The 16,072-nt window shown below is 40.6% G+C and carries 12 protein-coding genes; 2 read left to right on the forward strand and 10 right to left on the reverse strand.

Annotation, left to right across the window (positions count from 1 at the left end):
• Positions 1–39 precede the first annotated feature (39 nt).
• The 3 genes from V7L01_RS12530 to tcmP are packed head-to-tail and all read right to left on the reverse strand — an operon-like array spanning position 40 to position 3,025.
• On the reverse strand, positions 40–921 hold the full coding sequence (locus tag V7L01_RS12530) for a DNA adenine methylase (protein ID WP_335035239.1): 882 nt from the start codon (positions 919–921) through the stop codon (positions 40–42).
• 15 nt (positions 922–936) lie between these two features.
• Positions 937–1,686 carry a DUF5131 family protein gene (locus V7L01_RS12535; RefSeq protein WP_335035134.1) on the reverse strand — a complete coding sequence of 250 codons (750 nt, stop codon included), beginning with the start codon at positions 1,684–1,686 and terminating at the stop codon, positions 937–939.
• 43 nt (positions 1,687–1,729) lie between these two features.
• Positions 1,730–3,025 (reverse strand): three-Cys-motif partner protein TcmP, encoded by a 1,296-nt coding sequence (tcmP, locus tag V7L01_RS12540; RefSeq protein ID WP_335035136.1) that lies wholly within the window; start codon positions 3,023–3,025, stop codon positions 1,730–1,732.
• A gap of 272 nt (positions 3,026–3,297) precedes the next feature.
• Between tcmP and V7L01_RS12545 the strand changes: the two genes are divergently transcribed.
• Complete coding sequence (locus tag V7L01_RS12545) at positions 3,298–3,477, forward strand: high light inducible protein (protein WP_069071239.1); 180 nt, start codon at positions 3,298–3,300, stop codon at positions 3,475–3,477.
• A 150-nt stretch (positions 3,478–3,627) separates the two neighbouring features.
• On the opposite strand, the gene V7L01_RS12550 is transcribed toward V7L01_RS12545, so the two are convergent.
• The 6 genes from V7L01_RS12550 to V7L01_RS12575 form a co-directional block, all read right to left on the reverse strand.
• Positions 3,628–4,719 (reverse strand): hypothetical protein, encoded by a 1,092-nt coding sequence (locus V7L01_RS12550; RefSeq protein WP_335035138.1) that lies wholly within the window; start codon positions 4,717–4,719, stop codon positions 3,628–3,630.
• Between the two features lie 241 nt (positions 4,720–4,960).
• Entirely contained in the window at positions 4,961–7,936 is a 2,976-nt protein-coding gene (locus V7L01_RS12555) for a molecular chaperone (protein ID WP_335035140.1), read from the reverse strand.
• Positions 7,937–8,153: 217 nt separating this feature from the next.
• Positions 8,154–8,405: an aspartate aminotransferase gene (locus V7L01_RS12560; RefSeq protein WP_335035142.1), complete on the reverse strand. Its 252-nt coding sequence runs from the start codon at positions 8,403–8,405 to the stop codon at positions 8,154–8,156.
• Between the two features lie 157 nt (positions 8,406–8,562).
• Positions 8,563–9,375, reverse strand: coding sequence for an Rpn family recombination-promoting nuclease/putative transposase (locus V7L01_RS12565; RefSeq protein ID WP_335035143.1), 813 nt, complete (start codon positions 9,373–9,375; stop codon positions 8,563–8,565).
• A gap of 53 nt (positions 9,376–9,428) precedes the next feature.
• Entirely contained in the window at positions 9,429–11,981 is a 2,553-nt protein-coding gene (locus V7L01_RS12570; protein WP_335035145.1) for a proteasome protein, read from the reverse strand.
• 725 nt (positions 11,982–12,706) lie between these two features.
• Complete coding sequence (locus tag V7L01_RS12575; RefSeq protein ID WP_335035147.1) at positions 12,707–13,663, reverse strand: aldo/keto reductase; 957 nt, start codon at positions 13,661–13,663, stop codon at positions 12,707–12,709.
• A 156-nt stretch (positions 13,664–13,819) separates the two neighbouring features.
• Here V7L01_RS12575 and V7L01_RS12580 point away from each other — a divergent pair, with 156 nt between their 5' ends.
• Positions 13,820–14,560, forward strand: a complete 741-nt coding sequence (locus tag V7L01_RS12580) for an SDR family oxidoreductase (protein WP_335035149.1) — start codon at positions 13,820–13,822, stop codon at positions 14,558–14,560.
• A gap of 365 nt (positions 14,561–14,925) precedes the next feature.
• Here the strand turns inward: V7L01_RS12580 and V7L01_RS12585 are convergent, their stop codons facing one another.
• A complete protein-coding gene (locus V7L01_RS12585; RefSeq protein WP_335035151.1) occupies positions 14,926–15,969 on the reverse strand; it encodes a cyanophycinase in 1,044 nt (347 codons plus the stop codon).
• Positions 15,970–16,072: the final 103 nt, after the last annotated feature.

Here is a 16,072-nt window from a genome sequence, read left to right on the forward strand (position 1 = left end):
GTTATCCTACCGGAAAATTGGAAGCTATCAAAGTTAGGTTTAAATCTCAAGGCTTAATTGCAAAGCTGGATTAGCAAGATTCTGAACTTGTAATTTTTTATCCAAATCAAGTTTAACTTTGTAGTTGGTAATGAATAACTCTTTTCCTTTAGCTGCACCACTCTGCTTATAGTTATTCATCCCATACTGTAATTCCCACTCTGAGATATTAGCCCATTGAAAATTGTCTCGAATGTGTAGTGAGTCGTCGTAGGTAATTAGCCAGCGATGATGGCATTGTTGCAAAAGGTTAGCAAATCTCTGATGTTCAAAAGAAGTGTGCAAGTCACCATCTTTACCATATAGCTTTGATTTTGTAGCGCTAAAATATGGTGGATCTAAAAATAAAAATACATTTTTTCCTTCTGATTTTAATAAGTGGCTGTAATCTAAATTAGTAATTTGGACATTTTCAGATAAAATGTTTTCTAACTTTTCTAGCCGTTCTATTGAAGAATCAGTAAATCTTTTATGGAAAGCTTGTTCAGAAAAACCCCCTGATTCTACAGTTCCTGAAAAAGTAATCCTATTGAGTACGAAAAAGCGAACTGCTCTTTCTAAATCAGATAAATTATTTATATCTACACTAGTTAATTCTGTAAAGAGTAATTTACCATTTGTATATTTGACTTTAATATGTCGAATTTCTTTTACTAACTGAGCTATATCAGATTGGGCAGATTTCCAGAATAAGAAGAGTTCGCGGTTTAAATCGTTAATCCAAATCTTGATATCAGGAAACTTTTGTCTTAAATAAATAAATACAGAACCACCACCCACAAAAGGTTCTCGAAATTCAGAAAAGCTCTCTGGCAAGTATTCAACTATTTGATTTATTGCTTTTGACTTACCACCAGGATATCGGAGAGGACTTTTGATAATCATTTACGGACATCTTCATTTTAAAACTGATACTTGTTTAGTGCTTGTATCAGCTACAATTTCTGGAAAACTATCCCAAGTTCTTCCATCAAGTTCTCTACCATATTTTTTCTTTTGAACACCTCCCCATTGTTTAAAGAAAAATGGCACATTAGCTTGGATACATTGCTCTCTAATATCTCTTACCCATTCAATGTTCATAGGACGAGCGCCTACACCAGATTCTCCACCAACAATAATCCAATGTAGCTCATCTAAACAAAGCGTTAAAGAACCTAAAAGAGGCTCACAAGATAAAAATCTAGTTTTCGCAGGAATCTCTTTTAAAATTTCACTTCTCCATACCCAAGCTTGAGATTCAATACTTACTCCAGCCCAAACATTAGGAGGCCACTCCTTTATGCAATTAGCTATTTTAAGCATCCTTTGCGGACGTTTAGTCAATACCTGAAACTGATGCCAACTAGCTTCTTTCATGACATGAAAGACATCTTTGATAAACTCTTCTGAAATATCATCAAGGAATAAATCACTCATGGAATTAACAAAAATTAGGCGAGGTTTTTTCCATGAAAGGGGCATTCTTAGCCTTTCATTCCAAGTTTTTACATCAAAACCTTGTTCGTAGGGATGACCAGCCACACCTCGCCACCGTTCTGCAAATCGTTCTGCATAACAATTTTGACAACCAGGACTAATTTTATGACAGCCAGTGGTAGGATTCCATGTAGCTTCTGTCCATTCTATTGTTGAAGATACTGACATAGAATTTTACTTTCCCAATTAAACTAGCTTTACTATATTAGTATTATTGTACTGCTCTGACGTAATTATCCAAAGTTAAATTACCTCTAACGCCCAATTCTTTAGCTTCTATGATATTTTTTTTATGAAAATCCAGTAAAATTTCTCTATACTTAGGTCTACTTAAATAACCTAGTTTACCAATTTCAAGAATAATAAGACTTATTACATCTTTCAATGTTATCCAATCTTGATTATTCCTTCGTAAAATTTCAATAATTTTAGGTCTAATTATTTCAACTCGCTCATCATTTTCGCGTTCCCATGATTGAGTCAAAAATTTATGATTTTTTCCACTTTTGTCATCTTCAAAGAAAAGTAACCTATTCTCTTCACAAAAAAATTCGTTTAAAAATTCACCAAAAGCTTTCCTTGGATGATTGCTACCAACTACAATATTGTACTGCGGTCTAGAATCATTGTATGTCTCCTTTATTTCAAAACTAGCCACTCCTTTAAAACTACTTTCTTTTTGAAGTCTAGACTTAAAGTAATCAAGCGCCCACCTTTCAAATTTTTGTTTTTGCTCTTGATCTTGGCATTCTATCCACTTGCGTTTCCAGTCTAAATCAGAATCACTACCTAATAAGTTAGTTAAATTTTGTGTATATGTTTCGGCAGTTTTCTGATCTTTGGAATTTTTATAGCTTGTTTTATATAAACCTGCATGACGGGCTACTGCGCGGTTATGAAACAGTAAAAATAATTCTCCTTTATATTTACTGACGTAATCGGCAATAGAACATATTTGCTCAAAAGTAACTCCCTTAACTCCAAAGGCATCTAGAAAAAATAACGTTGGGTATTCGTCCAATTCATTCATTATTTGAGTTAACGCTTTGTCAAATCTTTGAGGGTCATAAACTTTATAGGACAATCCTTCACCTATTAAATTACAATTACTCTTAAGTTCTTGGTTAAGGTCTTTATCTTCCTCAGTAAAAAAACATCTTAAAGTAACACGTTCTTCAAGACCGAATATTTTAGCACATTTAAGAGCTATTAAAGGCGAACCGTCAGTATCCAAAAGTTCAGTGTTATATCTCTGCCAAAACTTCGATTGATCTACAAAGTTTTCAATACCAATACCTTCATCATATTTGCCTGCTCCTGCAAAACCATCAACATAGTTAATATACATAGATTGATAGGATTTGCTGCCGCCCAAATTATAGCAATGAGCCTGTATATATTTCAGCATTATCCTATGTTTTGCTGCTGACCAAGGTCTTTTACGAGCAAAAAATTTATTTGAATCTTCTGGTTGCTGATCAAATAGAGATAATTGTTTTACTGACATTTCTGAACCTTATAAAGTAACAAAATATCTGATGACTTTGCACTAGGTTAGCAAACATAGGCAAAGCTGGTAAAAATTGCAACAACTCTCTAAAAATTTCCGTACCAACCTGCTAAATGGAGTGATCGCAAACCTACTAACAAAAAACTACGCACCCGTAATACATAATACGGAATTTTATATCGAGTTTATGTTGCAATTTCGTAAAAGTCTGTTACATTACTTTACAGGCAGTTATAACTGTTACAACATAAAAGCTCGGAGTATTATTTATGGCAGACGTTAAGAAGACTACGCCTTCGGTTTCAGAAGATCCTAATGCTTTGCGCTGGGGCTTCACTCCTCAGAGCGAAAATTGGAACGGTCGTTTTGCAATGATTGGTTTTTTATCTGCCGTTGCACTTGAAGTGTTTTCTGGTCAAGGGATTCTACACTTCTGGGGCATTTTATAAATTTAAACGTTTTGACCTTCATTAGATTATGAGGCAAGGCGGGGATTGGCAAAATCTTCTGCCTTGCCTCATAATCTCAAGAATTAGGGAGACGCGATAAATCGCCGTCTCTACAAGGAATCTATCCATCAATTCTTTATTGACAGACTACTAGCGTGATGAGCGAAATATTACACGGCCTGGAGATTCTTCCTGATTAATTCGCGCATACACTCGAAGACAAGTTAAGACTTCGCCTGGAATACCACCACAGTCTAGTTGTAAGTCATCCTTGGATGAAGCACAGATATCTGCATAAAGTCCCGATAATTGGCGAATTCGCACTTCATTACCTGCATGAATAGCTTCATCAGCGACTTTCTTCAGAATGCGCCGTGATTCATGTTGTAGCTTTCCCCACCAAGAATAGCGTTCAGCCGGTGGTACGAAGACTAGGGAATGTATCGCTTCGTCCATGTCAATCCAAGCACGGAGAATTGACAGGGGATCAGTATTTTTTTCAGCTTTTTGGGTGCGTTGGAAGCGATCGCTTAAAGCATCAATATATTGATCGCGCTGTTCTGGTTTAGAGTGTAAGGAAATGACATCGAAGCTAAAAACGCTCTTTAAAGCATGATGTAAATCTGGGTCTATTTCGATAAAATTCATATATAAAAATAGGAATGCTGCTGGTAAATCAGATGCATTCCCTTGAGTAACTAGTGGATTTGACAGTGCCTGTTGATACAAGCACAGTCCCTGAGTTTGAACAGTACCGCTAAGGCCGGGGTAGATAATTTCATCGCGGATAAAGGGAAGTTGATAGAGATTAGAATTATCTGCGATCGCACCAACTTCTTGGGCTAAATCCAAAGTGCGCGATCGCCAAGATGCAGCTAAATCCTCTGGGACTCGCAGCAGTTTGCGTTGAATCTCATTCCACAAATCAGAGTCCGTTGTGCTTTGCAGTTGGGAATTACCCAAATAATAATTAAGTTCTGAGTCAGAATTAAAAGCTTCCCGCAGGTGAATTAGCTTTAACTCTTCTGACACATCTTCCCAACCAGTATTTTGCTGTGGGGGTGCGGGTTCCAACAGGTTATGAAGTTCTTGCAGCACCTCATCGCATATTTTAGATCCTGGATCTAGTGGTAATGCTGTACGAGCCTGATTTAAAGTCGCCTCTAGTCCATACAAACTAAACCGCAGTAACTGGGCTAACTCTGAGTTTTCTATCTCTAATAATTGACGCAAGTGCTGCATGAATCTCACCTCCAAATATTACTTGTATGTGATTCGGTAACGAATTAAACTTGCAAACCTCTGCGCCCCTACCCTACGGGAAGGCGTTCGCGTAGCGTCTCGTAGAGAAGCGCCTATGCGTTTAAAAATCTTAATTTTTTCAACGCAGAGGAACGCATTCGCGTTCGCTTTAGCGTCTCTGAAAGAGAAGCGTCTCGCAGAGAAGGTTAGCGCAGAGGTACGCAAAGGTTTAATGCAATAGTTAATGTATGCCGCAAAATGGATCGCGTTCTTTATCAACTTCATTAGGCTGTAACTCTAATTCAGCAAGATAAACGCATCCTTCTTCTTTTAGGCATTCTTGTTTTTGTGATGTCCAGTAAGGGACTTCACCAGCGTGCATCCGCAAGATACCTTTATCGTCAAGACTTACACGATATTGGCAAGGATAATCTGTTGTCACATCTGGTTTGCTGAGTGCGCCAATTCTTATCCATTTTTTACTGTTGGTTCCGGCATCTGTTTGATAAACATAGAAAGTGTGCTGGCCAGTTTGTGGGAATGGAGGTAAGGGATTACTAATTAACCCAATTCCTGGTTGCGTCACGCCATCGCGCAGATAGTGAAATTTCTGGAACAATTTACTACCATCATTTCCTACTTCAAATACAAGATGATAAGCATCTGGTTGATCGACAGTCGCAGACTCAATAACATTGACGGCTATATCACCATCATTTAAATCTTTATTGAAGCCTTCCACAGCGATATTCCAGTTCAATTTACCATCAGCAAATAGCGCTGAAGTTTCTGAAACGACCGATTCCAAATCAATGCCAGGAATGTCAATTAAATAGTGGGGATTTCCCTGACAAAGTAAAACGTTAAATTCGAGGGTTTGGTCAATTTCAAACTGAACTTTAATTTTTTTTAGGAATTCTACTTCTTGCATTCCCAGTTGATTCATCAGGTTTTTGCCGTCAAAGCTACCCCATAGTCGTAAATCTCCTTCCTCGTAATCCTGACGATAGATAATGTTAGTTAATTGTATTCCTTGCCAGAAAGTACGAACTTTGGCGACACTTTCCCAAGGTGCAAGTTGATAGAGTTCTTGTCCGGCTTTGAATATAGTTAGTAAATCGTTGCTTTGGGTTTTGCGTTTGAAGTTGCAGGGTAAATAATAAAACAGGTTTTTGACATCAATTTCTAGCTGGTTTGCTCCCTTACGCAGCAAGCTTTTAGATTCTTCTGGATCGAATCTCAATCTTCGTAACTTTTCGGCATAGCAAGCACCGGCAGAGGTGGCTAGCTTGGTAAATTCCAGTACAAAGGTAATCCGTTCTGGATTCCAGACAAAATATGGAGACTTACTAAATTCTTGGTAGATTTGGCGTTGCACTATGTCTAAATTACAAGTTTTACCAGACAAAATTAACCAATCAACTTTTTGAGAATTCCAAGAATCTTTGGTAATATCATTGGGACGCAAACGGCTTTCCATTAATCCTTTGGCAATCCCGATCGCTTCTTTAATTCCAGAAGCGGCGGCTCGTTCAAATTGCTGGTTATTTAGGGTAACGCAGATGCTATTTGGATCTTTGACTTGCAATTTCAGGGCACTTTGGGTGAGCAGTTCGGAAATTTGCTGTTCAGAAAGTGTAAAGGTTAATAGAGAATTGTCTGCTGATGCCTTTTGTCCAAGTTTAAGTTTAGCTGCTTCTGCATAATCCCAAAGAATATAAAAAGATTGTAAGCGTTGGGGTGCTTGTTGCCAACGGGTAGGCAATACTTTCTCGGCAGTATCTAGGGCATCTTTATAAGCAATATCGCCTTCTGGATTCTCTTTATCTATACATTTTAAAAGACTGCCACTTTTGAATTTGCCTTGTTCTAAGAAGCGCTCGTTTAACTCAGAGTTAATTAAATCTTCTAGTTTTTCGCTTTCAATATCACCTGTTGTGACTGCTGTCAATAAAAAATCTGCGATCGCAACTTTTAATAATCTAAAAATTCGCAGTGTAATTAATTCACCGCCTAGCTGTAAATGACCAGATGAACCTAATAGTTTGGGAGTGAGTTTATAGTAACGTCCTCCTAAACCTCTGTCTTCATAATCGGCAAAAGTAGGAGTTTTATCTTCTAAAGTCAGTTCAATTAAAGCTAAGTCTGTGGTTCCGCCGCCAATATCTAAAACCAAAACATTTTGCGACCATTTGTTTCCTGCTTGGCGACAACGAGTTTTGAATGACTCAATGCCAATGTTGAGATTACCACCAAATTCTCGCCATAAAAAGAATATCGCCACAGAAACAGCTTCATCATAAGCAGTTTGCACATCGTCAATCCCCAACTGCTCAACCAGTTCCTTAACTTCCTTACGAACAACTGGGGGGGCGACAGTGGGGTAGGTGACAACTGCTGTCAAAAAATCTCCTTCTGAAAACCTGCGTTGGGCGCGTTGGCGGTAATCTTCAGTTAACTCGATTAAATGCGCCCAAGCAGATTGGATCAGTTGGTTAGCGGTAATTAATTCTTCTTCACCATCCAAAATAACTGAAAACAACCGATCCTGACCAAAATAGCGTTTGGGTGAATGGTGAAACCTGCTGATAATTTCCTTTAAAGAACCGCTTGTACCTTGAGCGATCGCTTTTTTTCGGTTATCTCTAGCTTCCCTACCCATCCGCAGTTTTAAGTCCCCTAACTGCGAAATTTCCGCCTCGCTGGGAATTTCCGTGTCGCGGCGATCGATATCCAGCACAACTGGAATCAGATTTTGCGACTCTAGGGTAGGGACGCGGAACACTTCATGATAGATTTGGTAAAGTTTTTTGCTGACAGCACGGCGGAACCTCTCGCTGTTTCCTAAAGAAAGTTCAATTTGGCGAATTGCTTCCAAAAATCGCTCTTTATTATCACTTTCAAAGACTTCGCTCAATCGGCTGGGTTCTATCTCCAGGTTTTTGCTAATTTCTGCGATAAACTTTTCCCAATCATCAGCGCTGACATCTGGTAAAGCTACAGAAGCGGGAGAACTTAGCCATTGTGATAAGCGATCGCGCAACCGGATTTCTTGTTCTTTGGGTAAAACTTCTGCGATCGGTACTTCAATTGGATCGAAAAGTGTAACTGTAGAATTCGACGTGCCAAAATCTAAAGCAAACCATCCAGGAAATCTTTTTTGTTGTTTCTCGCTTGGTTCTCGATCGCTATATTTGTTAAGTTGAAAAGGGTTCATTATAGTATCACTTTCTGTTGTTTGTTTTATACCTGGCTAAAAACTGTAATGTTCTATCATAAAATTACAAATTTAGAGAATCTTTGGTCTTGTACCATTGATTCTCTTTAGCACTGGCTTTTTTATTTGGCGCGATATCTAGGTTGGGCTACGCTTTTATATGAAAGGACATAGGCGTAGCCCAAACTAGACATCGCTATGAAAATTGCAGCAGTTATTAAGTTGATGTTGAAGACTCTTGCTCCGTTGTAAGTCTTACTTGTTCGACTTGTCCGATAGTTAAATCAAGTAACTGGGCAACCTCTTCTATAGAAATACCATAAGCTAAGAACCGAGGTATAAGTTCAAGTTTTGCTTGTTCTCGTCCTTCTTGTCGTCCTTCTTCTAATGCTTTTTTTAGTCCTTCTTGTCGTCCTTCTTCTTTAGCTTCTCGATAAACCCTAGTTTCTTGTAACTTAATTTCAAACATCACCTCTACCTCTTCACTACTTAAGTTTGCAAATTTACAGCACTTTGTAAGTCAACGAAGTACACATCTTAATATGATAAATATTGTGGGGTGGGCATCCTGCCCGCCCTTGTGTACCTCATTCAGATGAAATGTGCTGAACCAGTAATTGTTATGATTACTCAGATGCAAGTCTTACTTGTTCGATAGTTAAATTAAGTAATTTGGCAACATCTTCCATCGACATACCAAGAGCTAAGAACTGAGGTACAAGTTCAAGTTTTGCTTGTTCTCGTCCTTGTTCTCGCCCTAGTTCTAGTCCTTGTTCTAGTCCCTCTTGTTTAGCTTCTTGATAAACCCTAGTTTCTTCTAACTTAACTCCTAACATTGCCTCTACCTCTTCACGACTTAAGTTGGCAAATTTATAAACAGCGATTGTTGTGATTACATCTATTATCTCCTCCTTAGCTAAAACAGTTATCTGTTCTTGTTGCACCCGCTCAATTAAACGTTTTGCTTCTTGCACCATTTGAGTCTCTGAGGCAATAGTCAACTGCATCAAACTGATACCTACTTTTTGCTCATCAGGACTACCTAACTCATCTAAATAAATCCGTTGTACTTGAGAACTGTTCAGTAACGATCTGTGAATAGTAGTGTTTTCTGGTTCCAAGCTGCGAGACTGTAAAATAATTACCCCGTACCAGTCATCGTAAAGCGATGGGTTACGATACATATACAGCATGGATTCGGAGAAAAACCGATGGTACAGTAACTCATCCTTTTGGAATTGTACCTCAGCAAAAAAGATCGTCTGAGATGTTGCATCAGGTGGAGGTAAAAATACCCCATCAATCCGAAATGTCGGTTCTTTAACTTCAACTGATTCAAAGCGATAGCTACTAGCTTCGGCTGGTGGCTGTTCTACTAACTCGAAAAACAATCCTGGGACACGCTTGAAAATTGCATAAAAAATCGCATCACGTCTCACAAACCCATCCTCATAACCCTACCCGATCGCAATCAGTCATTTTCTGAGTTAGCTTATCTCAAATCATCTAAGTAAGAAACAGCAGCTATTTCGGAAATAATCTGCAACCAAGTAGGAATTGCTATTTCAGATGGCAATTCTCCAGCCGCCAAATATCTCAGCAAATTTTCTTTTTTTGAAAGGTTTTGCAAACTAGGAATAATTTGATCCAAAATACCTTCAAGTTCGGAATTAATTTGCTGATTAACTTCGCTAACATACTGCACAAGATGGAGGCTGGCGCTAGCAGTAATTTCATCTCGCAGTCGCAAGACTAAAAGTTGGTGGTTGCTCGATCTGGGTAAACTTTGGCTTTTCTCTGGTGCCCAGTCAAAGATTTGACCAACGTTGTGTTTATCGTCTTTACGTGCTAAAGGAAAGATAATTTCGGGCGCAACGGTTTGCTCCTTACTGCTGATTTCGGAAATGATTGCTTCTTTCCATTCGTTAGGATCGCATCCTAGTAATAATTTGTAAAAGAGATCGGCATCTTCAAAACCAAATTTTTCTTCGATTTCTAGTTCCATTTCTGGATGGAAAAATGTCTGCAATTGTTCGCGTTCTGGGGCAATATGATTTGACAATTGGTTCAACAAATCTACCACTGCTTGCTGGATGCGATCGCGGGCAAAATCTTCTACTTCTTTAACGGTTTTCTCAAAGACTGGATAAAAATCATCACTCTTAGTTGGAAGCGAACTATTTACACGGTTTCCTCGGTCAAACAATTTCCCGGCTGCACCTTTAGATTCTGCCAGAGCGATCGCTCCATTGTTGGCTTTGTTGAAGAGTAAAGTCCACTGGTTCCAATTCAGGATTCTAAAGGTGAGTTCGTCTTTCACTACATCGCTGACAACAAAACCGCGCCGATCTTTAAGTGGTTCTTTCCCTAAATCTTTTTGAAAATTCCTGTAGGTTTTATCCAAGCTTTCAACCAGAAAGCGCAATTCGATAAAAGCGGGACTATCGCCTGTGGGGATGCCTTGGTCGTGAATTTCATCTATGATGTCTTTCAAGTGATCTTGTTGCTGACTCACCACATCAGCCGCTCTGCGAGTATCTTCATACAATTGCTTCAGACCATGATTAGCTACGTGGGTTTGAATCAATTCCCGCAGCTTACTAAGTCCCCCATCTTGACTAAAGTAACCTAGCTGTCTGCCCAAATAGCTACGAGTGTCAGATTCTAGTAGCTGTTCGCTTAAGCGCTCCCATTTTTCTTGTAGCCGTTTAGACCGATCTAGGTAATCAGGATAGTCTAAGTTAGCCAAAAAGTCTGGCGAGCCTGCTTTGACTGTACTAGAACGTTTTGCCAGTTCAGCCAGTCCTAACAGTGGTGACAGTAAAACAATGCGGTCTTTTTGAGTTGTAAACGCTTCTGCACCGTCAATGGTAGTTTGCAGAACTTTGAGTTTATGGAAAACCGTTTCTTCCCGTAAATAGCTGTTACCTGAGCTATCTTCAATTAGTTGGTCGAGTTCTCTTTCGCCACCTTCGCTGTCTAAGGGTAGTTGATCGAAGCGACCCACACCTACGAGAATTAAATCTTTCAGGTCTTGTCCCGGTCGCTGCTGCTGCATCATCGTAAAGATTTTATTGGCGCGATCGCTCCCAGGAGATTTACCATTTAGCAGTACCAAAATTGTTTGTACTTCTGCCAATTCCCGCAGTGACAAAAAGGTATCCCTAGCCCCCGAATTAGCAGCCCCCAATCCAGGAAAGTCGATGAGAATAAATTTAGCTGCACCTGCAAAATCCCAAATTTCCCGTGAGATTTTCACATCGATATCTACGCGGCGGATCAGTGGGAAACTGTTTTGCAATAACTTCGTTGGTAGCCTCTGGGGTGGACTTGGTAATCGGATATGCGCTGGGGGTAAATCTTCAAATTTCAGAGTTTGGATTGCCATTGGCTGTTCGACTAGCTGTAGCCCCTCGCGGGCGGCGATCGCATCAATCTGGTAGCGCCCACCACACATAACTTCCCCATAGGCTTGATAAGCTCGCAGGAATAATACCAACTCCCGGAGTAAATAACGTAGTTCTAAATTGTTACTGCTATTCCAGGCTTCTTCACACCAGCCAATAATATCTGTGCCAGAGTTGAGTTTCGATACTGGTATTGGAGGAAGCCCTGCTGCTGTTGTTCGTTTATTGGCTTCCCCTAGCATGAAGCGTAGGCACTCATGGACTCCTTCATGAGAAAGATACTCTACAGTAAAATTACTTAATTGAGTAGTTGCAAAGTCGTCTTGGGGAATGATATGTATGGCGGTAACATTGCCTGTAGTCGGGTTTTCACTCACTGGCAAAGCATCTGCATATCCAATTAAACTGCCTAAAAGTAAGGTTTTCCCACTACTGAATTCTCCCATCACACCAATTTTGACAGGCGAAGTTGCAAGGTCTACAGTTTTCTGGGCAGCTGACCGCAGACGAAGCAGACAGTCATCAAGACTAGCTGGAACCCAATCTTCTTGTTTAGAAGGGTACTGAGGCACAGAATCTATCTTTCGGAGGATGAATTCGCCGTACTCCTTAAAACGGCCCAGTTTATCTGGTTCCATAGAGTAGTTTTCGCCTAACATTAATTTCTGTGAGCTTTATAACATATAAATAAATAAATGCGATAGCCAACCATTGTTCAATGTGTTGATATCACATTTAGCATTTCTATCATTTAATTTGCGATTTTGGTATAAAGCGTTTTTAACGTTCAAGACAATTTTGGAAAATCGGGTTTTGCTGGGAAACTTAAAAAAGAATACATTTGTCAGAATCCAAGTTGAAGAATGGATAAAGTGGAATTCTATACCACCAAATGATTGAAGACTGCCTACTAGAGATGTGGTTATTAAACGCTTTTACACAGCTTATTTTGAGAGGATGTCCGAAAAGGATTAAGTGAATTTAATGAGACTGTTGGCGAATTAAAAGAAGGGAAAACCAAACATCCCACAATAATGGCAGAGGATTTATGATGAGGCAGAGAGAGTAGTTGCCGTAACCTTGAAGACTCATAGAAAACAGACAATAAGTAATGACCATCATCACTTATTGTCTGTGTTAGAAATTGCCGTTCTATTTTCGACTTTGGTAAGTGGTATTGCTCAATTATGGTTACAAAAAGTGAGTAGCAATCTGCTTTGAATGTACTCAGTTTGTTATTGCGATCGCTTCATTAGAGAAATCTCAGCAAGCATTCCTGACAAAATTTGTAGATTTTTCCGGATGTGATTTTTCTGGGTTAGTACTGTAGAGATATTAAAGTCGATGATTTCCATTAGAGATTTTATGGATTCTCGCGCAGGAAAGTGCCAATCTTATCTAGTTCCTGCTGATTGAGGCGAAATTCTCCAGCACCGATGATTCCTTCCACCTGCTTTGGATTGCGTCCGCCAACGATCGCAGCTGTCACCGCCGGATTGTTTAAAGTCCAAGCGATCGCCACCTCACCGGGCGAGCGATCGTGTTGTTGACCAATATGCTGCAATACTTCCACTAGCTTCAGGTTACGAGATAGACGTGGCTCCTGAAATTCACTGCTATTCTTGCGCCAATCATTATCAGGGAAATTAGCAACCCGCTCAGGTGTCATCTTTCCTGTAAGCAAGCCAGATTGCATTGGTGAATAAACAATCACACCGATGTTATTTTCCTGACAAAAAGGCAGAATCTCCTTTTCGACATCGGGTTTAACCAGTGAATAAGGCGGTTGCAATGAGGTAACTGGTGCAATCTCCTGGGCACGTTTCAACTGTTCTACATTGAAGTTTGAAACCCCAATATAGCGAACCTTCCCTTCATCTTTAAGCTTGCTGAGAGTTGTCCAGCCTTCTTCAATTTCTGAGTCAGGGTTGGGCCAATGGATCTGGTAGAGGTCGATAGTTTCAATGTCGAGTCGGTGCAGACTGGCTTCAACCTCCCGCCGCAGAGAATCCGCCTTCAGGCTGCGACTAATTTCGCCCTTTTCATCCCAAATCATAGAGCATTTAGTGAAAATGTAGGGGCGATTAGATCGGCCTTTGAGCGCCTTCGCAACAACTTCCTCAGAATGCCCCAGACCATAGATAGCTGCGGTGTCAATCCAATTAACGCCGAGATCGAGAGCGCTCTCGATCGCAGCGATCGATTCGCGATCGTCCTGCTCTCCCCAACCAAAAGCCCATCCACCGCCACCGATCGCCCAGGCTCCAAAGCCGATTGGGGTAATATGAAGCTCTGAATTACCAAGCTGTTTGGTTTGCATATTTACTTTCTCCAAGAATTTTGAGTCAATAGCTAGTTTAGGGTGCAAATATTTTCTCAACCGCTATCTGAGGTGTGAATGACTACTGGTGGAAACACGACAGCCATGCTCGAAAATAGTAACAGTTGTTAGTATCGCTCGAAATAGAGAAATAAGATGTCAGAAGATTTAAAAGGCAAAGTTGCACTAATCACAGGTGCAAACAAAGGTATCGGGTATGAGATCGCACGCCAACTAGGTTCTAGAGGTGCTACTGTTCTTGTTGGTGCAAGAGATATAGGACGTGGTGAAGAAGCGGCGAATAAACTCCGTTTAAATCAGATTAATGCTCGATCGCTTCAACTTGATGTCATCGACCAAAAAACAATCGACTCTACGGCTCAACAAATCGAAAGCGAATTTGGAAAACTGGACATCCTTGTGAACAATGCTGGGATAGTAAGTGATGGCGATCGCTTTCCACCCAGTCAAGTTGATATTGAAACACTGCGACAGACTTACGAGACAAATGTATTTGGAGTGTTTGCAGTTACAAAAGCCCTGTTACCACTCTTAAAGAAGTCAATAGCAGGGCGAATAGTAAATTTATCAAGTGGTTTAGGTTCTCTGACTCAAAACTCTGACCCAAACAGTGAGTTCGCTGATGTTAAACTTCTTGCTTATAACTCATCAAAGACAGCAGTGAATGCAATCACAGTTTTGTTAGCTGCTGAACTCAAAGATACCCCGATTAAAGTGAATGCTGCTGACCCTGGTTTTACAGCAACTGACATGAATCAATACCAAGGATACCGCACAGTTGAGCAGGGAGCCACAGCAGCAGTGAGACTTGCCACTCTCCCTGATGATGGTTCCACCGGAGGTTTTTTTGATGAAAATGGCGTAGTTCCCTGGTAGAAGAGGCCTACGGTGTACAGACAAGTCTTGTCGCAGCCATATCTTTATTAATTAAATCTCGCACTACGTTTCTATCCCGCCTCGGAATGAATTCCGAGTCTCATAGCTAAAGTCCACTTAAGTGGACTGAACGATCAATTTAGTCCACTTAAGTGGACTTGGGCTATGAGCCGCTGAACTTTAGTTCAGGGCGGGATGTCGCTGAGTCTGACAGTTTAACTCTGACAAAAATGTGGGTGAGTAAAAGAGTTGAAACGTATGTGAACAGCACTTGTGTGTACACCGTAGGGTAGAAGAGGCAGAGGGGAGGAATTTTCCCCCTGCCCCCTGCCCCCTGCCCCCTGCCTCCACTCCCCACTCCCTACTCAATAAGGATTTGAATCAATCCGCCCCCTTTTGACACTCCTGAGATAGTACCCAGAGGTTGGTCTGTTTCTCAAGTTAAAGGTGTCGCCACTGCGAACTTTCCAAATTTTGTAATTAGAAAAGGTCAAAGGCGTTCGGGGTTCGCATACTTCCGGCAGATGATTGCCAAGTACAAAGTATGCCGCACCCCTACCCATAACTTTCACCAAACCGTTTTTATCCACAAGAACCGATGTACTTTCACTAACCGCTATGCCTAAAACACTGCTAGAGACACCATCCTTAATTTGACGGGCTATGAAAGTCATAATTCGGCCCATTCTTTGCCGCCTGTCGAAGTGCGTATCTACGATGGTTCCCTTCAAATTGCTCCAATTGAAAAAGTTGTAAGTAAAGGTGATGTCTCGGTAAGGATCTTCGAGTGCATCCCTAGTTTCAATGCCTTTTTCGGAAGAAGCGCAAGCATCGTAAACACAATCACTTTGGATCATCGCACCCGCACTAGTGCCACCAATACCACCTCCCTTTAGGTAAACTGACTTTACGGCAGCCTCAAGCTTGGTATCTTTCCAGTTGCGGATGTATTGACATTGGTCGCCGCCAGCAAAGAAAATCACATCAGCATTTCTGACTTTTTCATAAATCTCGGCTTTGTTTGCCTCTTGCCTATTGCTAACTAGAAGAGTTTCCACAAAGTTTACGCCCTTCATGGCATAAATTAGCCGATTGTAATCGTGAGTACCATTAGTGCGGATAACTACAACATTAACTTTAGTGGTGGAGTTATTACCTCCCCTAACTTGGTTAATCATCCACTGGATTGCATCATCGACATCGGGGCCACCCCCACCTAAGCTAAGGACTGGGCCCGCTAAAGAAGGACGGACATCATAGGAGGGGGAGGGGCGGACATCAACAGTGTCACCCAGGAAGTAGCGTTTCCAGTTTTCGATAAAACGGGTTATTAGGAAGGTTCCCATGTTCAACAACTTGATTCCTATACTTTTCAAGCGCCTTGCTATGCTTGGGAATGCCTTTGTCATACTAAACTTCTAGAGCAAACTGCAATTATTGCTAGGCTGGTACGCATTTTAATTGCTTATTTATTCGCGATCGCCCTCGATCGTTGGTCGCTAGTCGCTTGTA

This window comes from Nostoc sp. (assembly GCF_036917095.1).
Classification (GTDB): domain Bacteria; phylum Cyanobacteriota; class Cyanobacteriia; order Cyanobacteriales; family Nostocaceae; genus Nostoc.